This is a genomic window from Rhizobium sp. USDA 3886, from assembly GCF_056279785.1.
This window is the reverse complement of record NZ_JBWCDC010000001.1, coordinates 2,130,015-2,155,719: the sequence shown is the minus strand read 5'-3', so window position 1 is coordinate 2,155,719 and position 25,705 is coordinate 2,130,015. Positions and strand designations below refer to the sequence as shown.

The window sequence follows — 25,705 nt, the reverse complement described above, 5'->3', positions numbered from 1 at the left end:
GGAGGAGAGGGACTAAGTTTAATCCGTATCATCCTGTCACATTTGCGAGGCCCAGTGCATGGCGTCGGGATTTTTATCGATTGTCAAAAAAATCATCTGCAAGGGTAATCTGAAGCTCACGCTGGCCAATGGCGAGACACATGCGATTGGCGATGGCCGCGGGGATCTGGTCGTCGTCCGCGTAGCAGACGAGGAGGCCGAGAAGCTCATCCGCCGCGATCCCACACTCAAGCTCGGCGAAATGTACATGGACGGCCGGTTCATTCTTGAGCAGGGCAACATCTACGATTTCCTTTCGATGGTGAAGCAGAACACCACCAACGAAATCTTCGATATTCCGATGGCCGCACGTCTGGTCGGCCGCATCGCCCTGCAGCAGCTGAAGAGCCGGCTGCCGATCAATCACAACAAGCGCAATGTCGCCCACCACTACGATCTGTCGGAAAAGCTTTTTGCACTTTTCCTTGATGAAGACTGGCAATATTCCTGTGCTTATTTCGACCCGCCGGGCATCAGTCTGGAGGAGGCGCAAGTCGCCAAGAAGCGACATATCGCAGCCAAGCTTCTGCTGGAACCCAATCAGCGCATTCTGGAAATCGGCTCCGGCTGGGGCGGCATGGGCATGTATCTGGCGGAGTCGACGACAGGCGTCGATGTCACCGGCATCACGCTCAGCGAGGAGCAGTTGAAAATTTCGCGCGAGCGCGCCCAAAAGCGTGGCCTTGCGGATCGCGTCCGCTTCGAACTGCAGGATTACCGCACGATGACAGGCATGAAGTTCGACCGCATCGTTTCGGTCGGCATGTTCGAGCATGTCGGCATCGGCAATTTCGGCAACTATTTCCGCAAGGTGCACGAGCTTCTCGCCGACGATGGCGTCATGCTCGTGCATTCCATCGCCCGCCCAAAGCCGAGCTTTGCGACGAATGCCTTCATCGAGAAATACATCTTCCCGCAGGGCTACATCCCCTCGATCGGCGAGACGGTGCCTGCGATCGAGAAGGCCGGGCTGTTGATCAGGGACATCGAAGTCCTGCCGCTACATTATGCTTATACGCTCCGCCACTGGCGGGAGCGCTTCGTGGCGCGAAAGGCGGAGGCCGTTGCCCTTTACGACGAGCGGTTTTTCCGCATGTGGGAGTTTTATCTCGCCGGCTCTGAAATGGGCTTCCGCTGGGACGAACTCTTCGTCATGCAGATCCAGATTTCCAAGAACCAGTACTCGACACCGGACAACCGCAATTATATTGCCGAGAATGAGGCGAAGCTGAAGGAGTTCGAGGCCACACGGCCGCCCTTGGAAAAGGTGGTTTTCTGACATCACGGCGCGGCGACCGCGCCCTTTCTTTAAGGAAGGCATGCAGATGAGCAGTGCATTCCCCGAAATCCATCTCGTCCGCCACGGCGAAACGGAGTGGTCGCTCTCCGGAAAACATACCGGCAGAACGGATATCCCCCTGACCCCGAACGGCGAGGCGGCCGCCCGCAAACTCGCAGACCGCTTGAAGGGACTGGAGGCTTCCGCCGTCTGGTCGAGCCCCTCACAAAGGGCGAGAAACACCTGTGCTCTTGCCGGGTTCGGTGCAAATGCCATGATAAAGCCCGATCTCGCCGAATGGGACTATGGCGCTTACGAGGGCATCACGACAAAGGAAATCCTCGCGGCCCGACCCGGCTGGCGATTGTTCCGCGACGGATGTCCAGAGGGAGAGATGGCCCCGGATATCGGTGCAAGGGCGGACTATATCGTCAGCGAAATTCGCGACGCCAACGCGCCGATCTTGATCTTCTCCAGCTCCCATTTCCTCCGCGTGCTCGCCGCCCGCTGGCTCGGCCTGCCGCCGGAAGACGGCTCGCGCTTCGTCCTCGACACTGCAAGCATCAGCACCCTCGGCTATGAGCACGACTTGACCGAGCCGGTCATCCGGCGCTGGAACCAGCGTTAGCAGCGGAGCGGTGTGATTGAACTATTGAATTTAAAGCTTATTTCGAGCTCGAGAACCGGAGCTGTCTATGCGAACACGTCTCGACGATTTCATCAGCCGGATTTCCGCGCAGAGGGACATTCTCGATTACATCGCGGAAAAGCAGGCGAGCCTGCCCGATGGACCGATACTGGAAATCGGCCTCGGCAACGGCAGAACCTACAGCCACTTAAGAGTGCGCTTCCCGAATCGGCACATCATTGCATTCGATCGCGAAAACGGCGCCCATGGAAGCTGCCGGCCCGACGATGGCGATGTGGTGCTCGGCGATATCAAGGAAACCTGCCTGAGCTATACCGGCAAAAGGGCAGCTATCGGGCATGCCGATATCGGCACCGGGTATCCGGAGAAGGATGTCGTCATCCGGGAGTGGCTGCCGTCGAGAGTGGTTGCGGTGCTGGCGCCGGGCGGATTGGCGGTAAGCGGCCTGGAATTGATGCATCCTGAACTGGAGGAAATGCCGCTGCCCGCATCCGTCGGGAAAGGCCGTTACTTCCTCTATCGGCGAAGATGAGCGCCTGGTGCCTGCGCTATTGACCCGCGCCGCGCCCCGTCGCTAGATGGCCGCATGCAACAGATTGGCGGCTTTAACGGGCGCGTCGCCGATGCGCCTTCGGACAATTGGGTTTATCGGATCTTGCCTCCGTGGCTCTGGCCCTATGCGCAGCTGGCGCGCTGGGACAGGCCGATCGGCTGGCAGCTCCTGATGTGGCCCTGCTTCTGGTCGGTGGCGCTTGCCGCGAATGCGGCCGCGGCGCAGGGCCTGTTTTCCGGCTCGCAGATGCTGTTTCACCTGCTTCTCTACTTCATCGGCGCCGTTGCCATGCGCGGGGCAGGGTGTACATACAACGATCTGGTTGATCACGATATCGACATGGAGGTCGCGCGCACACGTTCACGGCCGCTGCCGTCCGGACGCGTTACGCGCACTCAGGCAAAGGTCTTCATGGTGCTGCAGGCGCTGGCAGGCCTGCTGGTGCTTCTCCAGTTCAACTGGTTCGCAGTCATGCTAGGCGTGCTGTCGCTTAGCATCGTCGCGCTCTACCCGTTTGCCAAGCGCTTCACGGACTGGCCGCAGTTTTTCCTTGGCCTCGCCTTTTCCTGGGGCGCACTGATGGGCTGGGCCGGCATATTCGGCACGCTCTCTTTCGCTGCGATTGGGCTCTATCTTTCCTCCGTCGTCTGGACGATCGGCTACGACACGATCTATGCGCATCAGGACAAGGAAGACGACGAACTGATCGGCGTGCGTTCGACCGCGCGGCTTTTCGGCGATCAGACACGGCAGTGGCTGATCGGCCTTTATGGCACAACACTAGTCCTGATGCTGCTCGCCTTTGTTTTGGCCGGCGCCGGTTTCGCGTCCTATATCGGGCTGTTGATTGCCGCCGGCATGTTCGCCTGGCAGATCGCCAGGCTCGATATAAACGACGCCACGCAATGCCTGGCGCTTTTTCGGTCGAACAACCGCGTCGGCCTGATCATCTTTGCCGGACTGTTCGTCTCGGTGCTCTTTGCCCTTCCCTGATTGAAACAAAAAACCCGGCGCGAAGCCGGGTTTCAGATTGGGTCACTCGCCGAATTCTTAATTGCGGGCGATAATTTCCTTGCCTTCGATCTTCATCGTCACGCCGAGTTTGCCGATCGTGCGGCGCACTAGGAAGCGCGGACGGCGATTGGCGAAGTAGGAATGGCGGCGGCGTGGCTTCATGTGGCTGGTGCGCAGATCGCCGAGATGATCTTCGAGCGGACGGGCAATGCCGTCGGCCTCCACCATCAGCATCGGAATGCGGAACGCTTCCGACCAGCCCCGCCAGTCGGCGGCGATATCGGAGAGATCATGTGCGACAAGCAGCGGCACGCAGAGGTCCGGGTCTTCATGGTGCAGTTCCAGCGTGACGGTCACTTCGCCGTCGCCATGGTCGATCGCCCGGGCCGCAACGCCTTTGAAGGCGCGCTTCGGCAGGGCGATGGAAAGCGGCAGACCGCTGGAGGGAAGGATCTTGCGGAGGATGGCGCCGCGTTCATCGATCGTTATGCTGACGTCACTTGTGGAGTCGTGGATGGCGTAGCTGACCTGCTGGGGAAAGCGCGACGGATCGAGACGCAGTGTCGTTCCAGCCCAAGCGGGCTTCATAACGGTGTTGTTCATGTTCATTTCTACCCTTGTCTTACCTGAGAGCCGGTTTCCGGTCTTCTCCTCGGGGCTTTTTCGCCCTCTATGCCTCGACAATAGGCGGGGCCTCTTCCGGACCACTTAAAATTTGCGGTTAAGAAAACTTTGCCTTCCCTGATGGTTATCAAAAACCAATGTGGCAGGGTTTCCGGACCATGAACGGATCGGAGAGGGTGGTCGCGTCAAAGCGGGACAGCGTCAGGTAAGTCTCAAGTAAGCTTTCCATGGCAAAATACGCGCAGGATCCCGCGTTGTTCTTTTAGGTTTTGCTGTTTAAGGGCGCATTCATGATTTCCGCCTCCGTTGCCTACGCGATCATAAGTCGCGATCCGAAGACGAGTCTTGATCGCATTGCTTCGCAGGCAACGATCAAAAGGGACGCCGAATATTACGCCGCCAATATCAACAGGGTGAAGGACGTCGACGACTTCCTCGGCGACTACAAGCTCTACAGCTATGCGATGCAGGCCTATGGCCTTGACGACATGACCTATGCCAAGGCCTTCATGAAGAAGGTGCTGGAAAGCGACCTGACCGATCCCGACAGTTTCGCCAACAAGCTTTCGGATCAGCGCTATAAAACTTTTGCTGCGGCGTTCAATTTCAATGCACCGAAGCCCGATGCGCAGACGGATGCCCAGGAAGACGATCTGATCGGCCTCTATACGCAGTCTTTCCAAAAGGGCGAACAGGCTGCCGCGGTCGAAACTGACTATTTCGAGCTGGCCATATCCAAAGTCCGGAATGTGAATGATCTGCTTGGTAATTCCCGCCTGAAGAATTACGTGCTGAAGACCTTCAACATCGATGGCACATACGTCTCGAGAGATTTCCTCGAGAAAGTCCTGACAAGCGACCGCAACGATCCCACGAGCTTCGTCAACACGCAGGCCAATGCGAAATACCAGGATCTGGCTTCCTATTTTAATTTCGGCGCCGACGGAAATACGTCCACGACGCTGATGCCCGCGCAGACCGACGCGCAAACCAGCGATCTGATCGGCAGGGCCAGCGCAAACGGCAAGACATATTTCGAATCCATGATCGGCAGTGTGACCAATGTGGATCAACTACTCGCCGACCAGAAGCTTAACATCTTCGTGCGCGCTGCCTATGGCGTGGCGGATAGTGTTGCGGACGCGCAGCTGAAGAGCATTCTGACGGATCAGACGGTTGCCGCCAGCAAGGGAGCCTCGGGCCTCAACGCCGCCTTCAATTTTCAAACCGATGGCAGCGTCAACGGCAGCGCCCAGACTGCCGCTCAAACAGCGGGCAGTTCAGCACTCTTTGATCAGCTTGCACATTATTTCGAAACAAAGGTCGAGGTCGTGACGGACCTTGACGATTTGGTGGACGACCAGCAGCTCACGGCTTTCGTGAAACTTGCTTATGGCATGCCTTACGACATGACCGAAGCAAACTTCAGGAAGCTGCTGACCGACCCGGCCTATGCGGCGTCGTTGGGTGCTCCGGACGCAGCTTCAGCCTTCAATTTCAATGCCGATGGCTCGCTCATCGGTGCCGCGCAAACGACCGCGCAGAAAAATGGTCTGATCGAGAAGTATAATCTGAACTCGCTCACGGTCGTCGTGGACAACGACGATAAGCCGGACGTCTACTACACGACGGAGACCGCAGCCGAATACAACAAGGCGCATTACGAAGCGAAGATCAAAACCATCACCAACGTCGACGATCTTATCGCCGACAGCCGGATGACCGCTTACATCAAGGCCTCCTTCAGCCTCGGCAAATACGGCTATGGCTTGGGCATATCCGATGAGTTGAGCGATTCCGGTTTGAGGGCGGTGCTCGTTGACAGCGCCTTTGCAAACCAGCTTGGGCTGTTGAATGTCCACGACGCGTTCAATTTCAATGCGGACGGCACTGTGGCGGGGAGCGAACCGGCTCAGACGGCGGACCAGACTTCGGCGACGGCCCAGGCTGCTAACAACAATGGCACGGCGTATTTTGTAGGGAACTATACGGGATCAGGTACTGGCCCGACCAACATCAACGATTTCATGACTGACACGAAGCTCGTGAATTTCTACCGGAGCGCCTACGACATCCCGGCTGACATGAGCGACAGTGACTTCAAGAATATCCTTCTTGACCCGGCTTTTGCCGCGGCGCAGGGCTATTCGGATGTGAATTCAGTCTTTAATTTCCAGCCCGACGGCTCGGTTTCCGGGACATTTCAGGATATTGGCGAGAGGGACAATGCTCTCACATATTTTCAAAGCAACCTTTCCTACTACACGGCGAATGCCAGAAGCGTCTCCAGCGTCGATGCCCTGATCGCGGACCCCAAGCTGGCAAACATTGTAAAGCTCGCCTACAACGTGCCCTCGGAGATGAGCGATGCCGACTTCAAGCAGGCTCTGCTTGATCCGGCAGCAGGTTATCCCGATGCCGTTGCCGCATTCAATTTCCAGGCGGACGGCACGGTAGTCCCCTCGACAGGCCCGCAGAGTGCTGCGGTTCTGCAGCAGACGTCTGAGCAGTATATGGCTCGCTACGACGACGAGGCGAAGGCCTATATCGCCGATATCACCGCCAGCTACAAATCTCGCATGACGCCGAGCTCGTCGCTCGACAATTTTGCGGATATCGAAGACATCAACGATCTCTTGCGCGACAACAAGCGTGGCGATCATGACACGACGAACGACGATCTCCCCGATATCTATCATGTCGCCCTGCAGGCATTCGGCCTGACCGAAGCGGACCTGCCGAAATCCGTCGCGCGCAAGCTGCTGATGAGCGACGCCTATGACCCAAAGGGCTACGTGGCGTCCTTCAAGGATGAGCGCATTACCAACTTTGCTCGCGCCTTCAATTTCGGCAGCGATGGCAAGGTGGGTCCGCATCTGGCGCCGCTTTCGGATGCAGCGATGGCAAAATATGCGACGAATTACAAATCGCATGCCACTATGTTCATGGACGATGGGCCGCTCAGGGACAAGGCTTCCAAGGATGCGACCAAGGAGGTCGATGCCTTTGCGAAGGGCATGGAAGAAGTCAAGTCGCTGGACGACTTCTTGAGTAACAGCGAGCTGACGGACTTCATCCTGAAGTCTGTCGGTCTCGATCCGAAGGATTACAACGAAGAGACGTTGAAGAAGATATTCACGTCCGATCCCAACGATGCAAAGAGCTATCTGAACACCAAGGCCGACTCGAAGTTCAAGAACATCGTCGCCGACTTCAACTTCGACACGGCCGGCAATCTCACGCGCGCCAAGCTGGGCACCGTTCAGGATCAAGGTGCGCTCGATCGCACCCAGGATGCCTATCTGCGGCAGACGCTCGAGACGCAGGAAGGCGAGTCGAACGATGGCACCCGCCTCGCGCTTTACTTCGCCCGCAAGGCGCCGGACGTCACCTCGATGTATTCGATCCTCGGCGACAAGGCTCTCTTCCAAGTTATCCAGACGGCCTACAATCTGCCGAGCCAGATCTCCAGCATGGATGTCGAGAAGCAGGTCTCGCTTCTTGAAAAGTTTGTGGACCTGAAGGATCTTGGCGACTCGAAGAAGGTCGACAAGCTGTTGAAGCGGTTCACGGCGATGTACGATATTCAGAATGTCACGACGCAATCGCCGGCACTGCAGATTCTGACCGGTGGCGGCTAGGCCGCCACGTTTTTACTCCACATTGACCACTTTCCCCGGGTTCATGATGTTCGCCGGATCGAAGACGCGCTTGATGCGGCGCATCAGATCGATCTCGATGGCGGGGCGGATCGCGGCAAGTTCGTCGCGCTTCAGCTGGCCGATACCGTGCTCTGCCGAGATCGAGCCGCCGTGAGAGAGCACGATGCCGTGCACGATCTCGTTCATCTCATGCCAGCGGGCAATGAAGGCGTCCTTGTCGGCGCCGACCGGCTGGGAAATGTTGTAGTGAATATTGCCATCGCCCATGTGGCCGAACCCGCAGATGCGAGCACCGGGCATTACCGCCATGACGGCGTCGCCGGCCTCCTGCATGAAATGCGGGATCTTCGAGACCGGCACGGAGACATCATGCTTGATCGAGCCGCCTTCTGGCTTCTGGGCTTCCGACATGCTCTCGCGCATGTGCCAGAGCGCCTTCTGCTGCGCGACGGAGGAGGCAATCGCCGCGTCCTGCACGAGTCCGGCTTCAAACCCCTGTTCAAGCAGCGCATTCATCATCCGCTCGGCGGTCTCGGCTGAATCCGAGGTCGAGATGTCGATCAGCACATACCACGGGTAAGCCGTTTCCAGCGGATCGCGCACGCCCTCGATATGCTTGGCGGTGATCTCGACGCCGAAACGCGGCATCAGTTCGAAGCCGGTCAACGAGGTGCCGCAGAGGCTGCCCGCGAGATTGAAGAGGGCAAGCGCCTCCTCCACGGAGTTGAGCCCTGCAAAGGCGACCTGATGGCCAAGTGGCTGCGGGTAAAGCTTGAGGACAGCACCGGTGATGATGCCGAGCGTGCCTTCGGCGCCGATGAAGAGATCGCGAAGATCGTAGCCGGTGTTGTCCTTCTTCAGGCGGCGCAGGCCGTCCCAGATTTCGCCGGTTGGCAGCACGACTTCGAGGCCGAGGCAGAGCTGGCGCATGTTGCCGTATGCCAGCACCGCCGTTCCGCCGGCATTCGTCGAGAGGTTACCGCCAATCCGGCAGGAGCCTTCGGCGCCGAGCGAAAGAGGGAAAAGCTTTCCATGCGCCTCGGCCGTCTTCTGCACGTCGGCAAGGATCGCGCCGCCGTCGGCAACCAGCACGTTCGCCACCGGATCGACGTCGCGGATCCTGTTCATGCGTTCGAGCGAGATGATGATGTCCGACTTGCCCTCACGCGGCGTCTGGCCGCCGACAAGGCCGGTATTGCCGGTCTGCGGCACGACCGCCGTGCCGGTTTCCGTCGCAAGCTTCAAGATCGCCGAAACTTCCTCGACATTCGCCGGCTTGAGCAGGAGAGGGGAGGAACCGTGATAAAGCCCGCGGTTCTCGATCAGGTGCGGCGCAAGCTCGGCCTCGCTGCGCAGCGCGTATTTCTCGCCGACGATGGCGGCGAAGCGGTCAAGAAGTTCGGGGGAGACGGCAGCGCTCATCGAGCTCATTCCTTCCTGGTTATTCGTCACGCGGCCCGGCAGCGCGCCGCAAACGGTCGTTGATCGCTTCGCCAAGACCCTCGTCCGGTATCGGCGAAAAGGCGATCGTTGCCGCGCCGCTGGCATCGGCCTTTTTCATGTAGTCGAAAAGATTGGCTGCCGCCTCGGCCAGATCGCCGCGGGGGCTGAGGTTGAGCACTATGGCGGCTTCGCTGGCACCCACGACATCGGCAGAGCCAAAGGCAATCAGGGCCTCGTCGTGTGTGACGGCCCCGGCATCGAGACGGACGTTGGCACCAGGCGCATAATGCGAGACAAGCATGCCGGGAGCCTCGATCGCCGCTGATGCCTTTCCGGCGCGCCGCAGCCGCTTGCCGGCGACGCGTTCGATCTCGGATGCCGGAAGCCCGCCGGGCCGCAGAAGCTTCAACTCGCCGTCCTCCACCTTGACGATGGTGGATTCGACGCCCACGGTGCTGGCGCCGGCATCGATGATGAGCTTGATCTTGCTGCCGAGATCGGCGTCGACATGCGCGGCGCTGGTGGCGCTGATCCTGCCGGATGTGTTGGCGCTGGGCGCTGCGAGCGGCTTGCCGAAGGCGCGGATCAGATCGCCCGCAAATCCCTTCGGCACGCGGATGCCGACCGTATCCAGACCGGCGGTTGCTAGCGCATGGATATGGCTATCCGCCTTCAAGGGCAGGACGAGCGTCAGCGGCCCCGGCCAGAAGGCTTCCGCCAACGCGCGCGAGACCGGATCGAACTCCGCATAGTCCTCTGCCATCGCAAGGTCGCTCATATGGCAGATCAGCGGATTGAAGCGCGGCCGCCCCTTGGTCTCGTAGATACGGGTTATCGCCGCCGCATTGGTGGCATCGGCGGCAAGGCCGTAGACGGTCTCGGTCGGGATGGCGACCGGAAAACCTTCCGAAAGCACGGCGGCCGCCATTTGCAGCGCTTCATCTCGATGTTCTGCGATGTCGATTATACGTGCCATGTACCGCCCGTTGTTTCCAGGCAGTCCCATAGGCCTTTGAAAGCTTTCGATCAATATCAGAGCTGGCGGATGATTTCGCGAAGCTGTTCGTTGCGCGCGCCGAGCAGAAGGACGTTCCTGATGGCCACCTGCGGATCGTCGGTTCTGAAGAGCACGCCGTTGCCGCGAATGGAGCGGTCAATCGTCATTTTCTCCGGCGTATGTTCGCCCGGCTTGATCGCGACGGCGAAATACATGCGGGAATATTTGATATCGATGTGATGGAAGAAATTGTCGTTGTCGCCGATGTCGGCATAGAAGTTGGCGATGTAGAAGGCCCAGCTGACGTCCTCGTAGCGGTCGAACTTTGTGCGGGCGGCCGTGACATGGCAGTAGCCGAGATGCGGGCTGTCGGCGAGCGTGCGGTGAAACACCATCTTGGGAAACTGGATCGTGCGGTGGAAGCCGTTGATCTGCTGATGCGCCTTGATGCCTGCCGTTTGCAGCTTCCGGCCGGTTTTCTCGCTTACTTCCTTATGCGTCAGGTAGCGGCGTTCTTCGGCGAGCCAGTGCGCCCGATCGCGAGTGATCTTGCCGGTGCGGAGAAATTCGGAATGCGGTGCGGCAGGTCTCTTGTCCTGTGGCCTGGCATCTTCTTTGGCGTCGAAATAGCGAAGTTTCGCCATGGTTCGCATTCCATCTGCTTTGTTCGATAAGGGAAGAATAGAAGTTTATGCTTAATGGCCTGTTAAACCCGTCTCTTGCGCATGATGGCGGGCGCCTGTAGCGAAAGGGCGTCGCAGATGCGATAATGCCGCTGGAGGGCGGTTGATTCCGCCGTCATATTTGAACTTTTCGGATGTCGCATTTGAAGGCTTCGCGGCGGGGATGCCGAAAATCATCTTGCCTCGCCGCGCTGTCGTCAATTTCGAAGCCGATGTCGCATTACAACCAAGCCGCAGTCATGGCCGGTGTTTAAATGGCGCCATGATAATTCTCCCGCACGGAGAAGAAGCGGGCGCCTCCATCCCGCCTTCGCGGCGGCGGCCTATGGCACGAGGATAAGCAGATGGATATTCGCAGCAACGTTTTGCGGCAGCTCAGGAACCGGAACGCAGGCTTCAGCCTTGAGCAGCCTTTCTATATCGACGAAGATTACTTCAAGCTCGATATGGAGATGATCTACTATCGCGACTGGCTGTTCATGGGACACGATTGCGAACTGCCGAAGCCGGGCGCCTATTTCACCGTTCAGATCGGCCAGTATCCGGTTGTCATCGTCCGTGGCCGCGACAACGTCATCCGTGCCTTCCACAACAGCTGCCGCCACCGCGGCTCGCGCGTCTGCACCAAGGAGCACGGCTCGTCGGTCCGTCTCGTCTGTCCCTATCACCAGTGGACATATGACCTCGACGGCAAGCTCGCCTTCGCCCGCCACATGGGGGATGATTTCGACAAGAGCGGCTACAGCCTGAAGCCCGTGCATTGCGAGAGCTTCGCGGGCTACATCTTCATCTGCCTGGCTGACACGGCGCCGGACTTCCAGCCGGTTCGCGACATGGTCAGCCCTTATATCCTTCCCCACCGTCTCAGCGAAGGCAAGGTCGCCTTCCAGAGCACCATTATCGAGAAGGGCAACTGGAAGCTCGTCTGGGAAAACAATCGCGAGTGCTATCACTGCGCCGCCAACCATCCCGAACTCTGCCGCACCTATCCGGAAGCCCCGAGCGTCACGGGTACGGACGGAGGTGCCGACGATCCGGAAATCGCCGGTCATTGGGCGCGCTGCGAGGCGGCCGGCCTTCCGAGCAAGTTCCAGATCTCGCCCGACGGCCAGTTCCGCACGGCCCGCATGCCGCTGATCGAGGATGCCGAAAGCTACACCATGTCCGGCCGCCCGGCCGTCAAGCGCAAGCTGTCCGAGGACGTCACAATCGACCGCATCGGCACCATGCTGCTCTTCCACTATCCGACGACATGGAATCACCTGCTCGGCGACCACGCGATCACCTTCCGCGTGCTGCCGCTCAGCGCCAACGAAACAGCAGTCACGACGAAGTGGATCGTGCACAAGGACGCCGTCGAGGGCGTGGACTACAATCTCGAGGAACTGACGCACGTCTGGACAGAAACCAACGACCAGGATCGCCGCATCGTCGAGGAAAATGCCTTCGGCATTCACTCGCCGGCCTATGAGCCCGGTCCCTATTCGATGCTCCACGAAGGGGGCGTCATGCAGTTCCTCGAATGGTATTCGAACTTCATGGTGAACCGCCTTCAGGGCGACCAGGCGCAGCTTTCCGTCGTTGCCTGATTTTTCCCGTTCGAATTGCGGAAAATGAACCGGTTAATCCCCGGTTCATTTGCATTCCGGTAGAAATCCGATTCATGCCGAACGGAGCGTGTTGGGAAAGTGTTCCGCACCTCTGCGTTACCGGCGAGGCCAGATTCGCGCTTGGGATTGGAGAATACAATGAATGGGCTCAGTAAGAAGATTGCGAGTGCAGTCTTTTCCGCCGTTGTCGTCCTGACGAGCTTCGTGCCGTCGCAGGCCATTCAGATGCCGGCAGCACCGCAGATCGAAAAATCGGACGTGCAGAACGTCCAGTACCGCCGCTACTATCCGCCGGGCTATCGCCCCAGTTACCGTCCAGGCTATCGTCCCGGATACTACCCCGGTTACCGCCCCGCATATCGCCCGGCCTATCGTCCAGGTTGGTATGGTGGCTATCGCGGCTACCCTTCCTACCGCCGCGGCTATCGCGAGTATAACGGCTACTGGTACCCTCTGGCTGCCTTCGGCGCCGGCGCGATCATCGGCGGCGCTATCGCTTCCCAGCCGCGCTACGTTGCCCCGCCGGCCTACAGCGGCGGCGGTGGCCATGTTGCCTGGTGCGCAAACCGCTACCGTTCATACCGCGCTTATGACAATACGTTCCAGCCCTATAACGGCCCGCGCCAGCAGTGCTACTCGCCTTATAACTGAGGCTCGGCGTACCTTTGGATCGATCAGCCCGGCAGCGATGCCGGGCTTTTTCGTTTCAAAGAATATTGACACGCTTAAGGAGCCACCAGGCGAGCAGTACCGAAGCGACGATCAACGCGCCCGCATATGCCGTACCGCTGGCCCCTTCGGCGAAGGGGAGATTGGTGGTATTCATGCCGAAGAAGCCGGTCACCAGCGTTGGCGGCAGCAGGAAGGCGGTCATCAGCGACAGGATATAGAGGTGGCGATTGGTCTCGGAGGACTGCTTCGAGTCGATTTCCTCGTGCAGCAAGCGCGCGCGCTCCTGCAGCGCATAGATATCGTGGTCGACCGCCTCCAGCCTGCTCGTCAGCCTGCCGGCGATGTCCTCGAAGCCGAAGGGCATCTCGTCCTCGTCGGAGGCCGAGGCGCGCCGCATGAGCGTCAGCACGTTTCTGAGGTGCCGATGGAGCCGCACGATCGTGCGCCGTGCCGGCGCCAGCCGCCGTCGTTCGTCGCGAGAAACGTTGTCATAGACGAAGTCTTCGATGAGGTTCAGCTCTTCGGTGAGTTCCATCACGACGGCAATCAGCGTACGCTGGAACTCGATCACCAGTAGCTCGAAAAGGTCGACCGGCCGGGAGAATTTTGCCGAGTTCTTTTCGATCATCGCGCGTGTCCGCTCGAGGCTGCGCAGCGGCTGTAGCCGCGTGGTGATAATGAAGCGATCGGAGATCGCGAAATGCAGCCAGCCGAGATCGGCGGTGTCTTGGTCGAATTCGCGCTGGCAATCGATCAGCGTGCCGAAGAGCATCTGTTCGTCGACGGTGATCGCGGCATGTGTATCCCGCGTCGTCAGAGCCGCCTTGGCATCCTCGGAAAGGCCGTCCAGCGTATCGAGCAAGGCGGGAACTCGCGCATCGGCGAGGTTGAGATGCAGCCAGTAAAACCCTTCGCCGGACAGCAGCTCGGCCGGAAAGGCGCTGTTCTGCAGGCGTACCGCCTTGCCGCTTCCTGCCGGGAAGCTGTAGGCCCAAACGAGGCCTGGTATATTGGCGGGCAATGTGTCCATCGGTCGCGATCCTTTCGATGCGATCAGTCTCCGTAGAGATTCTCCATGACGGTTGTTTGTGCAAGTGCGAAGGTCCGTAAACGGCAAAATATCGCCAAATGCAGGAACACGAATTCCAAATTGACGTTTACGTAAAAATCAATTAGCTCTTCCACCGGAGGCGCGGAACCATGGTTCCGTTTGAGATGCGAGGAGATGATATGTACAAGGCGCCCGTCGAGGACATCGCGTTCACCCTGAAACATGTCGCAGGACTGAGCGACGCGATCGATAAGGGCCTGTTTGGCGATCTCGGCGAAGATCTCGTCGATGCGATCCTGAGCGAGGCCGGCCGTTTCGCAACGGAAGAGGTTGCTCCGCTGGCGGAGATCGGCGACAGCCAAGGGGCTCGTCTCGTCGATGGCAACGTGAAGACCCCGGACGGCTGGGCAAAGCTCTATCAGGACTGGATCGCCGGCGGCTGGAACGGTCTTTCGGCCCCCGAGGAATATGGCGGCCAGGGCCTGCCAAACATGCTGAACGTTGCCGCGCTTGAGATGTGGAATTCCGGTGCGACCGCTTTCGCGCTCTGCCCGACGCTGACCATGGGAGCGATCGAGGCGCTGAGCGCTCACGGCAGTGAGGAGCTTCGGAGCAAATATCTGCCGAAGCTCGTCTCCGGCGAGTGGACCGCAACGATGAACCTCACCGAGCCGCATGCGGGTTCCGACGTCGGCGGCCTGAAGAGCCGCGCTGAGCGGCGCGTCGACGGCACCTACCGCCTGTTCGGCCAGAAGATATTCATCACCTGGGGCGAGCACGACGCGACCGACAACATTATCCACCTCGTTCTTGCCCGCTTGCCGGATGCACCGGCCGGCACGCGCGGCGTTTCACTGTTCCTTGTGCCGAAATTCCTCGTCAACAGCGATGGTTTGCTCGGACGCCGCAACGATCTCTTCTGCCATTCACTGGAACACAAGATGGGCATCCACGGCTCGCCCACCTGCACGATGATCTACGGTGACGGCAGGTTCGGCGAGGAGAAAGGTGCGGTCGGCTGGCTCGTCGGCGAGGAGAACAAGGGCCTCAACTGCATGTTCACGATGATGAACAATGCCCGCCTGACGGTCGGCATGCAGGGTGTCGCGATCGCCGAAGCCGCAACGCAGAAGGCGATCGCCTATGCCAGGGAGCGCACGCAGGGCAGGGCGCCCGGCTGGACCGGCAGCGGCATGAGCCCGATCATCGAGCACCCGGACGTCGCCCGCATGCTGTTGACGATGAAGGCGCTGACGCAGGGCTCACGCGCCATTTCCTACGTCTGCGCCCACGCGATCGACATGTCGCATCGCGCGAGTGGAGACAAGCAGCACTGGCAGGAGCGCGCTGCGCTTCTGACGCCGATCGCCAAATCCTTCTCGACCGATGCCGGCGTCGATGTTTCCTCGCTCGGCATCCAGGTTCATGGTGGCATGGGCTTCATTGAGGAAACAGGCGCCGCCCGCTTCCTGCGCGACGCGCGCATCGCGCCGATTTACGAGGGCACCAACGGCATCCAGGCGATTGACCTCGTCACCCGCAAGCTGCCGCTTTCGAATGGCGGCCAAGTCAAGGGTTTCATCGCCGAGCTTCGCGATACCGCCGATCAGGTGCGCCGTTCCAACCTCGACAGCTTCGGCGAAACAGCGTCGCGGCTTGATGCGGCCATCGCCGATCTGGAACAGGCAACTGCCTGGCTGCTGAAGGCGCAGGCGGACGGCAAACTGGCAGAAGCCCTTTCCGGCGCGACACCCTATCAGCGCCTCTTCGGCCTTGTCCTGACCGGCTGCTATCTCGCCAAGGGCGGGCTTGCCGGGGTGTCTGACGGTGCGGGCGAAAGCCGCATTGCCCTTTGCCGCTTTGCCGCCGAAAATCTGCTGCCGGAAACCGCGGCGTTGAGGGATAGCGTCGTCAACGGCGCAGCAAGCCTCGCCGCTGCCCGCATTGCTCTTGCCTGAGGATCATGATGTCCGATCACATTGTCGTCGAACAATCCGCCGACCATCCCGGCGTCCAGATCATTCGCTTCAACCGTCCGGAAAAGAAAAACGCGATCACCCGCGCCATGTATGTGCGGATGACGGAAGCGCTCAAGGCCGCGAACGAGGACAGTGCCGTCCGCGCGACGGTCTTCCTCGGCACGGAAGGCGCCTTTTCGGCGGGCAACGATATTGGTGATTTCCTTGCGGCCGCGATGGGCGGCAGCCTCGGCCGTGAGCTTCTCGATTTCCTCTATGCGCTCGTCAATGCCGAAAAGCCGCTGATCTCCGGCGTCGATGGGCTGGCGATTGGTATCGGCACGACGATGCACATGCATTGCGATCTGACGATCGCCTCCGACCGCAGCCAGTTCCGCACGCCCTTCGTCGATCTGGCGCTCGTGCCCGAAGCCGCCTCCAGTCTGCTTGCACCGCGCATCATGGGTCATCAGCGCGCTTTCGCGCTTCTCGCTGCCGGCGAAGCCTTCTCGGCGGAGGAGGCTAAGGACGCAGGATTGCTCTGGAAAGTCTGCGCCGCGGCGGACGTCGAATCCCTCACACTTGCAGCTGCCGCAAAACTCGCTGCCAAGCCGCCGGAGGCCTTGAAGATCGCCCGCAATCTCATCCGCGGCGATCGTGGGGAAATCATCGAGCGCATCGATCATGAGGCCCGGCATTTTGCCGCACAGTTGAAGAGCGCGGAAGCCCGTGCTGCCTTCGAGGCCTTCATGCGCCGCTGACGCCGAAGCAAGGATATCTGCTAAATTTTAAGCCTGTTTTAAGCAACCCCTAATAATCAGGGGGTGACGAGCTGATTCCATTCGGTCGTCCGGGCGCATGAGGCGCTTTGCGCAGCCTTGTCTCCATGAGCCCTCTGCCCGTTCAGCGCTCCCGCCCGCATGCCTGCGCGCCGGCGGGACGGCAGACGATCCGAAAGCAACCTATCTTGAAAAAGAAAACGAATTTGATGACGCGCATCCTTGTCGCCGCGTCCGCCGTCGTTCTCGCGGCCTTTGCCGCCTTTTCCTATTACATCAATTCGGTCCAGCGCAGTGTCACGACGGCCTCGATCGAAGCGAATATCCAGTCTTCCGGCGAGCAGGCTGCACGCAGCCTTGCCAACTGGATGAACGGCCGCGTCACGCTGACCGCCATGGTCGCGAACGCCTCCGCCAAGGCTACCGACCGCGCCGGTGTCGTCAGCGTATTGCAGAATGACGTCCTGACGAAGCAGTTCGTCAGCACCTACCTCGGCGATGAGCAGGGCGTGTTCACCTCCTGGCCGGACCTGCCGCTCCCGGCGGACTACGATCCTCGCAAGCGCCCGTGGTATCAGGACGCGGTCAAAGCCGGCGCCCCTGTGCTGACCGAGCCCTATACCGACGCCTCGAGCGGCGATCTCATCATCAGCGCCGCCGTTCCGGTCAAGCGCGACGGCAAGCTGGCCGGCGTCGTCGGCAGCGATTTCTCGCTCGATACCATGGTGAAGATGATCAAGGAGATCGATCTCGGCGGCCAAGGCATGGCTTTCCTGGTCAACAAGAGCGGCCAGATTCTCATCCATCCGGATGCCAAGCTCGTTACCAAGACGCTTGCCGATACCTTCCCGAATGCAACGCCGTCGATCGGTTCCGGCCTGATCGAGAGCGAATTCGACGGCAAGCCGGTTCTCATCAGCTTCCTGCCGGTCGATGGCCTGCCGACAGTTCAGTGGCATCTCGGCTTCGTCGTTGACAGCGACAAGGCCTTCGCGTCTCTGAACGAGTTCCGTATCGCCGCGACCATCGCCACGCTTCTTGCCGTTGGTCTGATGATCGCCGCCATGGCATGGCTGCTGCACGGCCTCGTGATCCGTCCGGTCACCGCTATGACGGCTGCGATGCAGAAGCTGGCCGCTGGCGATCTCTCCGCCACCATTCCCGGCGAGGAGCGCCGTGACCAGATCGGCTCGATGGCCCGAAGCGGTCGCCGTTTTCAAGAACAATGCGATCGATCGCGAGCGTCTGGAAGGCGAGGCCGAGACCGGCCGTGCGCTGACCGAGCGCGAGCGTCAGGACCGGGAAGCGCAGAAAGCGCGCGAGGCAACGGAAATCCGCACCGCCGTCGATGCGCTGGCTGGAGCACTCGGTGCGCTTTCGGAGGGCAATCTCGCCCACCGTATCGAAACGCCGTTCGCCGCACATCTCGACCGTCTCCGCAGCGACTACAACACGGCCGTCGGCAAGCTGCACGCAGCGCTGCAGACGGTCGGCCACAACGCACATGCGATCGACGCCGGTGCCTCGGAAATCCGCACGGCCGCCGATGGCCTTGCCCGCCGCACCGAGCAGCAGGCCGCTTCGGTCGAAGAGACCGCTGCGGCTCTCGAGGAGATCACGACGACCGTCAAGGACACGGCCCGCCGCGCCGAGGAAGCCGGCAATCTCGTCAACCGCACGCGCGCCGGCGCCGAAGAGTCCGGCGAGATCGTCCGCAAGGCAGTCGTCGCGATGAACGGGATCGCGCAGTCATCCGAGCAGATTTCGAGCATCATCAGCGTCATCGACGACATCGCCTTCCAGACCAACCTTCTGGCACTCAATGCCGGTGTCGAGGCCGCGCGTGCCGGCGAGGCAGGCAAGGGCTTTGCCGTCGTCGCGCAGGAAGTCCGCGAACTGGCGCAGCGTTCCGCCAAGGCGGCAAAGGAGATCGAGAGCCTGATCACCGCCTCGAATTCCCAGGTTCGCTCCGGCGTGACGCTGGTCGGCGATACCGGCAAGGCGCTGGAGGCGATCGTTCTGCAGGTGCAGGAAATCAGCCGTCATGTCGGCGCAATCGTCACCGCCACTCGCGAACAATCGACCGGCCTTCACGAGATCAATACAGCCGTCAACACAATGGATCAGGGCACGCAGCAGAACGCCGCAATGGTCGAAGAGCAGACGGCAGCAAGCCACGGTCTCGCAACGGAGGCCGCAAAGCTGATGCAGCTTCTGGCGCAGTTCAACCTGCAGTCCGGGGGACGCGCAACGACGGCTTTGGCCAGCCGCCGCGCTGCTTGATCCTGACGCTTCAAACCAGAAGGTGCCCGCGCTCGCCGCGGGCATTTTTGTTTGCGCGCTCGATCGCAATGGCGGCCCGGCCAGCGTCTATTTTTCCAGCGTCGCCACCACCTCGACATGCGAGGTCCAGAGAAACTGGTCGATCGGCGTGACGCCGGTGATCCGGTACCCGCCCTCGATGAGTATGGCGAGATCGCGCGCCAGTGTCACCGGATTGCAGCTGACGGCGGCAATCTTCTTCGCCGCCGAGCGAGCGAGCTCCTGGCACTGGAATTCCGCTCCGGCCCGCGGCGGATCGAAGACCACCGCGTCATAGACTTTCAGCTCGGACGTCATCAGCGGGCGGCGGAAGAGATCGCGCTTCTCGACGCTGACCGGCTTCAGGCCTTGCGTCCTGCGCGCCGCCTGGTCGAGTGCGGAAAGGGCTTTCTCATCGCTTTCAACGGCATGCACGCGTCCGATCCGGGCAAGCCGAAGGGAAAAGGTGCCGGCGCCTGCAAAGAGGTCGGCGATGCGCTTTGCCTTGCCCACATGGGCAAGTACCAGCTCGGCCATCGCCTCTTCGGCTGGCTTCGTCGCCTGCGTGAAGCCGCCAGCCGGCGGCGAGACCTGCACGCCACCGAAATCGACGGTCGGCTTGGACGGCTCGACCAGGATTTCGCCGTTCACCGAAACGCGCGCGATGCCGCGAAGGCCAAGCACGGTTTCGATCGCTTTGCGCCGCTGCGGGTCCGGCAGCTTCTGGATCCCGTCGACGGCGAGATCGAGCCCCGACAGTGTCTCAAGAACTGAAATGCGGAAGGCTTCGGCGCTGGTCGCAAGTGTCGCGCCAATCGCCTTGATCGCCGGCAGCCGCGCGAGGATCGCTGCCGACGAGATGGGACATTCCTCGATCGCAACGATGTGGTGGCTTTCGGCTTGGTTGAAACCGATCAACATATCCTTCTCGGTCTTGCGTGCCGCAAAGACGACGCGCCGCCGCTCGCCGGGATGCGCCGCGACGAGCTCGCCTACCTCGGCCGATATGCCCTTCGATTTCAGCGCATCGAGCACCAGTTGCCGCTTGAAGGCCCGGTAGGACTGATCCACCATATGTTGCAGCGTGCAGCCGCCGCAGGTGCCGTTGACACCGTCCGGGCCAAAATGGCGGCAGGGCGGCTCCTGCCGGTCGGGCGAAGGCTTGGCGATCGACATGATCGTGCCATGGTTCTTGACGCGCGCGATCGCCACGCTTTCGCCGGGCAGCGAGAAAGGCACGTAGATCGGGCCGTCCGCGCCGTCGGCAATCCCGTCGCCCTGGGCGCCGAGCTTTAGGATCGTGATTGTTTCGGTGCTCACGGCTTCGTTCCTGCGAGTAGAAATTCCTGGTTGCCGTCGCCGCCAGCGATCGGCGAGGCGATGAGCCCGAGGCTCTTCCAGCCCATGTCTTTGGCGAACCAGCGCCCGAGCTCGTCGGCAACCGCACGCGCGGAGGAGGGGTCCTTCAACAGGCCGCCCTTGCCGATCGCTTCGCGCCCGGCCTCGAATTGTGGCTTTACCAGCAGCGCAGCAACCGCGCGGGGCTCGGCGATTTGCAACGCAGGCGCCACCGCCAGCTTAAGCGAAATGAACGAAACGTCCGAGACGACGAAGGTGATCGGCCGGCCAATTTCCTCTGCCTTCAGGTTTCGGGCGTTCAGCCCCTCGATATTCCTGACCCGCGGGTCGCTTGCGATGCGCGGATGCATCTGCCCGTGACCGACGTCGATGGCGGTCACATGCGCTGCACCGCGCTCCAGCAGCACTTCCGTGAAGCCGCCCGTCGAAGCGCCGACGTCGAGACAGTGGTGGCCCGCCGGATCGAGATGGAAATGATCGAGCGCTGCAATGAGTTTGAGCGCGGCACGGGAGACATAATCCTGTGCAGGATCGTCGATCTCGATTACGGCATCTCCGGCAAAGAGAGCGCCCGGCTTGGTGACGACAGCGCCGCTAACCTTCACGGTGCCGCGGCTTACGGCATCGCGTGCCCGTGAGCGGCTGGCAAAAAGGCCGAGGCTGACGAGAAGCTGGTCGAGGCGCTGGGTGTTCTGATTAGACATTGGCTGTCCATGACCGGCAAAGCCGCCGCTTGCAAGCCTTTTGTTGCCGTGGCCGTGCTGACCGCGCGGTCTGCCAACGGCCGCATATAACGGCACCCCAATTTTTATGCAGCGCGGATTAAACAAATTTAAAGCCCGCCCACGTAACTTTGCCGCGATTGCAGCGGTCCACCCGGCCGTTTCCTGCCATGATGGCATCATAACCTCCACCTGCAGATCATGTTTCAGTTTCATTCGCTGTGCCGCTGCGTCCCGCGCGGCCCGCTTCGCCGTTTTTGTCAGGAGTTGACCGGTGTTCGCCAACATGTCCTTGAAGGGAAAGCTTGCCGCAACATTTGCCGCGCTGATCCTCATCTTCGTTTCCGTCTCAGCCTATGTGTACAGCAAGGCGAGCGCCTCGGCCGCTGCCGCCGCCGAACAGGAGAAATCGCAGCTCCTCGTCGATCACATCGACGATGCGCTGCAGGCGATGCTAGAGCAGGCCGTCAACCTGCGCGGCTTCATCCTCTTCCGCAGCGACAGCACCTATGGCGATCTCTTCGCCAATCGCGAGCGGATGCTGAAGGCGATTGCCGCCGCGAAGCAGACTGCTGCAGGCGAGGTGGAACTGGTCGGCATGATCGACGGCATGCAGAAGGCCGCCGATCTCTATTTCCACGAACTTGCCGAACCGCAGGCCAAGGCGCGCAAGGAAACCGAGACGCCGATCGCTGACGTCGTCAAGATCGGTGTGAACGCCACCAAGGGACAGCTCGACGGGTTCCGTCAGGCCTCCGCCAAGATCAAGGCAGTCGCCCGAGAAAAGTCGGCGGCCTTTGCTGCATCCCAGCTCGACGCCAACAAGGATCTGACCTTTACGCTGATCGCGGGCGGCATCGCCGCATCGCTTGCCGCAGCCGTGCTGGCATGGCTTCTGTCGCGCACCATTGCACAGCCGATCGTCGGCATGACCGCGGCCATGGGGCGCTTGGCGGCTGGCCATAACGATATCGACGTGCCGGCGCTCGACCGCGGCGATGAAGTCGGCCTGATGGCAAAATCAGTGCTCGTCTTCAAGGAAGCCGCGATCGAAAAGCAGCGCCTTTCCGGCGAGACCGACCGCATGCGTGACGACGCCGAACGCCAGCGCCAGCTCTCCGACGAGGAGAAGGCCCGCGAGGCAGCCGAAATTCGCATCGTGATCGAGGGCCTCGCAAGCGGTCTTTCGAACCTTGCCAACGGCGATGTCGCAAGCCGCATCGCAGCGCCGTTCTCCGCTCAGTTCGACAGCCTGCGAAACGACTTCAACCATGCGGCCGAGAAGCTTCAGTCGGCGCTGCAAGCGGTCGGCCGCAACGCTTCCGCGATCAATGCTGGCGCCGGTGAGATCCGCTCTGCCGCCGACGATCTCGCTCGCCGCACCGAGCAGCAGGCCGCTGCCGTCGAGGAAACTGCCGCGGCACTTGAGCAGGTTACGACGACCGTCCGCGACAGCGCCAAGCGCGCCGAAGATGTCGGCCATCTGGTCGAGCGTGCGCGTTTCGGCGCCGAGCGCTCCGGCGATGTCGTCCGCAAGGCCGTCACCGCCATGCAGCAGATCGAGAGATCGTCGAGCGAGATCAGCAACATCATCGGCGTCATCGACGACATCGCGTTCCAGACGAACCTGCTCGCGCTCAACGCAGGCGTCGAGGCCGCCCGCGCCGGCGATGCTGGCAAGGGCTTTGCCGTCGTCGCCCAGGAAGTGCGTGAACTGGCTCAGCGCTCCGCCAACGCGGCGAAGGAGATCAAGGCGCTGATCAATACCTCCGGCAATCACGTCAACACCGGCGTCTCGCTTGTCGATGAAACCGGCAAGGCGCTCGCCGAGATCGTGAGCGAGGTCCAGGAGATCAACCGCCACATCGGTGCGATCGTCACGGCAACGCGCGAACAGTCAATCGGCCTGCAGGAGATCAATACCGCCGTCAACAACATGGACCAGGGAACGCAGCAGAATGCCGCTATGGTTGAAGAGCAGACGGCAGCAAGCCACGCGCTCGCCCAAGAAGCCCACGCGCTGGACGCCCTGCTGCAACAGTTCAAGCTCGGCCAGACAGCACCTGCGGCCACGCCCCGTACAGTTGCCGCACAATCCGGCGCCCGCCCTGTCGCATCGCCTGCTCGCGCGCTGACCAGCAAGCTCGCCAGCGCCTTCGGCGGCAAGGCGGCAACCGCCGCGGCCGTCCAGGACGATTGGACGGAATTCTGATTGGCTTCCCGTCTCCAGGCGGGAGAAAGTAGCTAAAGGGTCGGATGAGGGCAGTGCGGTGTGTGCTGCACTGCCCTTTGCCTTTCTTAGCGCTTGCCGTCAGCCCGCGACGCCCACGGCGGCGCCGTGGCCGAGCGTGCGGAAGACGGTCGATACGATGCCAGCGCGGTCGAGGCCGGCATGGGCGTTCATCACCTCGGGTTTTGCCTGCTCCATCCACATATCGGGCATGGTGAGCGAGCGGACCTTCAGGCCGCTTTCGAGCAGCCCTTCGGTCGCGAGGAAATGCAGCACATGACTGCCGAAGCCGCCGATGGCGCCTTCTTCGACGGTGATCAGCATTTCGTGGTGGCGGGCGAGCTGGCGGATCAGTCCATGATCCAGAGGCTTGGCGAAGCGCGCATCGGCAACCGTGGTCGAAAGGCCGGCGGCTTCAAGGTCTTCCGCGGCAAGCAGGCAATCGGCAAGCCGCGAGCCGAAGGAGAGCAGCGCGACCTTGGTGCCCTCCCTGACGATGCGGCCCTTGCCGATCTCCAGGATTTCGCCGCGCGCCGGCATCTCGACCCCCACGCCTTCGCCGCGCGGGTAGCGGAAGGAAATCGGGCCTTCGTCATAAGCCGCTGCCGTGCGCACCATATGCTTCAGCTCCGCCTCGTCGGCCGCAGCCATGACGACGAAACCGGGAAGTGTCGCAAGGAAAGTCGTGTCGAACGATCCCGCATGCGTCGGGCCGTCGGCGCCGACGAAGCCGGCGCGGTCGATCGGGAAACGGACCGGCAGGCCCTGGATTGCGACATCATGGACGACCTGGTCGTAGGCGCGCTGCAGGAAGGTAGAGTAAATCGCCGCAAAGGGTTTGTACCCCTCGGTGGCAAGGCCGGCGGCGAAGGTGACGGCATGCTGCTCGGCAATGCCGACGTCGAAACAGCGGGCAGGGAAGATCTCGGCGAGCTTGTCCAGGCCCGTGCCGTTCGGCATGGCCGCCGTGATGCCGACGATCTTTTCGTCGAGCGTCGCCTCCTGCACCAGCGCTTCGGCGAAGACGCTCGTATAGCTCGGCGCATTCGGTTTCACCTTGGCCTGTGCCCCGGTGATGACGTCGAACTTGTTGACCCCGTGATACTTGTCGGCTGCTGCTTCGGCTGGCGGATAACCCTTGCCCTTCTGCGTGACGACGTGGATCAGGACCGGACCTTCGGCGTTGTCGCGCACATTGCGCAGCACGGGCAGCAGATGCTCGAAGGAATGGCCGTCGATCGGGCCGATATGGTAAAAGCCCATTTCCTCGAACATCGTTCCGCCGGTCACATAACCGCGCGCATGTTCGACGGCGCGGGTGAGCGCCCGGTCGACCTTCTCGCCGAGATAGGCCGTCAGCTTCTTGCCGAAATCGCGGAAGCCCATATACGTCCGCCCCGAGGCGAGGCGGGCGAGATAGGCGCTCATGGCCCCCGTCGGCGGGGCGATCGACATGTCGTTGTCGTTGAGGATGACAATCAGCCGCGCATCGAGTGCGCCGGCATTGTTCAGCGCTTCGTAAGCCATTCCGGCCGACATGGCGCCGTCGCCGATGACGGCAATCACGCGCCGGTCGGTGTTGCTGAGTTCTGCGGCAACCGCCATGCCGAGGCCGGCGGAGATCGAGGTCGAGGAGTGCGCCGCCCCGAAGGGATCGTATTCGCTCTCCGCGCGCCGTGTGAAGCCCGAGAGGCCGCCTTCCTGGCGCAGCGTGCGGATGCGCTCGCGGCGGCCGGTGAGGATCTTGTGCGGATAACATTGGTGGCCGACGTCGAAGATCAGCCGGTCCTCGGGCGTATCGAAGACGCTGTGGATGGCGATTGTCAGCTCGACGACGCCCAAGCCTGCGCCAAGATGGCCACCCGTGCGCGAGACCGCATCGATCATCTCATCCCGGACTTCGCGCGCAAGCTGCGGCAGGTCGCGATCCTCGAGCTTGCGCAGGTCGGCGGGATATTTGACCTGGTCGAGCAGCGGGGTTTTCGGCTGATGTGTCACGGGCGGGAGCTCTTTCTTATGGTTCTTGGCTTTGCTTATTCGACTAGATTGCGGCAAAACAAGTGCATTTCAAGAACCGCAA

General features: G+C 61.2%; 18 protein-coding genes and 1 pseudogene. 11 read left to right on the top strand and 8 right to left on the bottom strand.

All coding sequences use genetic code 11. The features are described 5' to 3' along the window. The first annotated feature begins 58 nt into the window (after positions 1–58). From ACZ9BX_RS11155 to ubiA, 4 genes are all read left to right on the top strand, one after another. Positions 59–1,318 carry a class I SAM-dependent methyltransferase gene (locus tag ACZ9BX_RS11155; RefSeq protein ID WP_476217856.1) on the top strand — a complete coding sequence of 420 codons (1,260 nt, stop codon included), beginning with the start codon at positions 59–61 and terminating at the stop codon, positions 1,316–1,318. A 46-nt stretch (positions 1,319–1,364) separates the two neighbouring features. Next, positions 1,365–1,946 carry a histidine phosphatase family protein gene (locus ACZ9BX_RS11150; RefSeq protein WP_132559530.1) on the top strand — a complete coding sequence of 194 codons (582 nt, stop codon included), beginning with the start codon at positions 1,365–1,367 and terminating at the stop codon, positions 1,944–1,946. A 67-nt stretch (positions 1,947–2,013) separates the two neighbouring features. Continuing rightward, on the top strand, positions 2,014–2,499 hold the full coding sequence (locus ACZ9BX_RS11145; protein ID WP_476217853.1) for a class I SAM-dependent methyltransferase: 486 nt from the start codon (positions 2,014–2,016) through the stop codon (positions 2,497–2,499). A gap of 54 nt (positions 2,500–2,553) precedes the next feature. Further along, complete coding sequence (gene ubiA, locus ACZ9BX_RS11140) at positions 2,554–3,513, top strand: 4-hydroxybenzoate octaprenyltransferase (RefSeq protein ID WP_476217852.1); 960 nt, start codon at positions 2,554–2,556, stop codon at positions 3,511–3,513. Between the two features lie 57 nt (positions 3,514–3,570). Here ubiA and ACZ9BX_RS11135 read toward each other — a convergent pair whose 3' ends face one another. Further along, positions 3,571–4,137, bottom strand: coding sequence for a DUF6101 family protein (locus ACZ9BX_RS11135; RefSeq protein ID WP_027507758.1), 567 nt, complete (start codon positions 4,135–4,137; stop codon positions 3,571–3,573). A gap of 311 nt (positions 4,138–4,448) precedes the next feature. Between ACZ9BX_RS11135 and ACZ9BX_RS11130 the strand changes: the two genes are divergently transcribed. Further along, a complete protein-coding gene (locus tag ACZ9BX_RS11130; RefSeq protein WP_476217850.1) occupies positions 4,449–7,799 on the top strand; it encodes a DUF1217 domain-containing protein in 3,351 nt (1,116 codons plus the stop codon). Between the two features lie 12 nt (positions 7,800–7,811). Here the strand turns inward: ACZ9BX_RS11130 and ACZ9BX_RS11125 are convergent, their stop codons facing one another. The 3 genes from ACZ9BX_RS11125 to ACZ9BX_RS11115 are packed head-to-tail and all read right to left on the bottom strand — an operon-like array spanning position 7,812 to position 10,904. Beyond that, positions 7,812–9,242 carry an FAD-binding oxidoreductase gene (locus ACZ9BX_RS11125; protein WP_100772529.1) on the bottom strand — a complete coding sequence of 477 codons (1,431 nt, stop codon included), beginning with the start codon at positions 9,240–9,242 and terminating at the stop codon, positions 7,812–7,814. 19 nt (positions 9,243–9,261) lie between these two features. Then, a complete protein-coding gene (locus ACZ9BX_RS11120; protein ID WP_476217848.1) occupies positions 9,262–10,239 on the bottom strand; it encodes an L-threonylcarbamoyladenylate synthase in 978 nt (325 codons plus the stop codon). A gap of 56 nt (positions 10,240–10,295) precedes the next feature. Then, complete coding sequence (locus ACZ9BX_RS11115) at positions 10,296–10,904, bottom strand: DUF6656 family protein (protein ID WP_027507754.1); 609 nt, start codon at positions 10,902–10,904, stop codon at positions 10,296–10,298. A gap of 383 nt (positions 10,905–11,287) precedes the next feature. On the opposite strand from ACZ9BX_RS11115, the gene ACZ9BX_RS11110 reads away from it, so the two are divergent. Beyond that, positions 11,288–12,532, top strand: coding sequence for an aromatic ring-hydroxylating oxygenase subunit alpha (locus tag ACZ9BX_RS11110; protein WP_476217846.1), 1,245 nt, complete (start codon positions 11,288–11,290; stop codon positions 12,530–12,532). A gap of 159 nt (positions 12,533–12,691) precedes the next feature. Continuing rightward, entirely contained in the window at positions 12,692–13,204 is a 513-nt protein-coding gene (locus ACZ9BX_RS11105; RefSeq protein WP_476217844.1) for a BA14K family protein, read from the top strand. A gap of 55 nt (positions 13,205–13,259) precedes the next feature. On the opposite strand, the gene ACZ9BX_RS11100 is transcribed toward ACZ9BX_RS11105, so the two are convergent. Then, the gene (locus ACZ9BX_RS11100; protein WP_476217842.1) at positions 13,260–14,255 is read right to left on the bottom strand and encodes a transporter; all 996 of its coding nucleotides are present in this window, start codon (positions 14,253–14,255) and stop codon (positions 13,260–13,262) included. A 200-nt stretch (positions 14,256–14,455) separates the two neighbouring features. Between ACZ9BX_RS11100 and ACZ9BX_RS11095 the strand changes: the two genes are divergently transcribed. The 3 genes and pseudogenes from ACZ9BX_RS11095 to mcpU all read left to right on the top strand — a co-directional run bounded on the left by ACZ9BX_RS11095 (position 14,456) and on the right by mcpU (position 19,296). Continuing rightward, positions 14,456–16,234 (top strand): acyl-CoA dehydrogenase, encoded by a 1,779-nt coding sequence (locus ACZ9BX_RS11095; protein WP_476217840.1) that lies wholly within the window; start codon positions 14,456–14,458, stop codon positions 16,232–16,234. Positions 16,235–16,242: 8 nt separating this feature from the next. Then, a complete protein-coding gene (locus tag ACZ9BX_RS11090; protein ID WP_476217839.1) occupies positions 16,243–16,995 on the top strand; it encodes a crotonase/enoyl-CoA hydratase family protein in 753 nt (250 codons plus the stop codon). A 206-nt stretch (positions 16,996–17,201) separates the two neighbouring features. Further along, positions 17,202–19,296, top strand: a pseudogene (gene mcpU / locus ACZ9BX_RS11085) (methyl-accepting chemotaxis protein McpU). Positions 19,297–19,383: 87 nt separating this feature from the next. Here the strand turns inward: mcpU and ACZ9BX_RS11080 are convergent. Then, complete coding sequence (locus ACZ9BX_RS11080; RefSeq protein ID WP_132559555.1) at positions 19,384–20,634, bottom strand: class I SAM-dependent RNA methyltransferase; 1,251 nt, start codon at positions 20,632–20,634, stop codon at positions 19,384–19,386. Further along, positions 20,631–21,377 carry a TlyA family RNA methyltransferase gene (locus tag ACZ9BX_RS11075; RefSeq protein WP_476217837.1) on the bottom strand — a complete coding sequence of 249 codons (747 nt, stop codon included), beginning with the start codon at positions 21,375–21,377 and terminating at the stop codon, positions 20,631–20,633. The genes ACZ9BX_RS11080 and ACZ9BX_RS11075 overlap by 4 nt, the downstream gene beginning before the upstream one ends. 304 nt (positions 21,378–21,681) lie before the next feature. On the opposite strand from ACZ9BX_RS11075, the gene ACZ9BX_RS11070 reads away from it, so the two are divergent. Next, a complete protein-coding gene (locus ACZ9BX_RS11070; RefSeq protein WP_476219979.1) occupies positions 21,682–23,607 on the top strand; it encodes a methyl-accepting chemotaxis protein in 1,926 nt (641 codons plus the stop codon). Between the two features lie 99 nt (positions 23,608–23,706). On the opposite strand, the gene dxs is transcribed toward ACZ9BX_RS11070, so the two are convergent. Further along, positions 23,707–25,623: a 1-deoxy-D-xylulose-5-phosphate synthase gene (gene dxs / locus ACZ9BX_RS11065; protein WP_476217835.1), complete on the bottom strand. Its 1,917-nt coding sequence runs from the start codon at positions 25,621–25,623 to the stop codon at positions 23,707–23,709. Between the last annotated feature and the right edge of the window lie 82 nt (positions 25,624–25,705).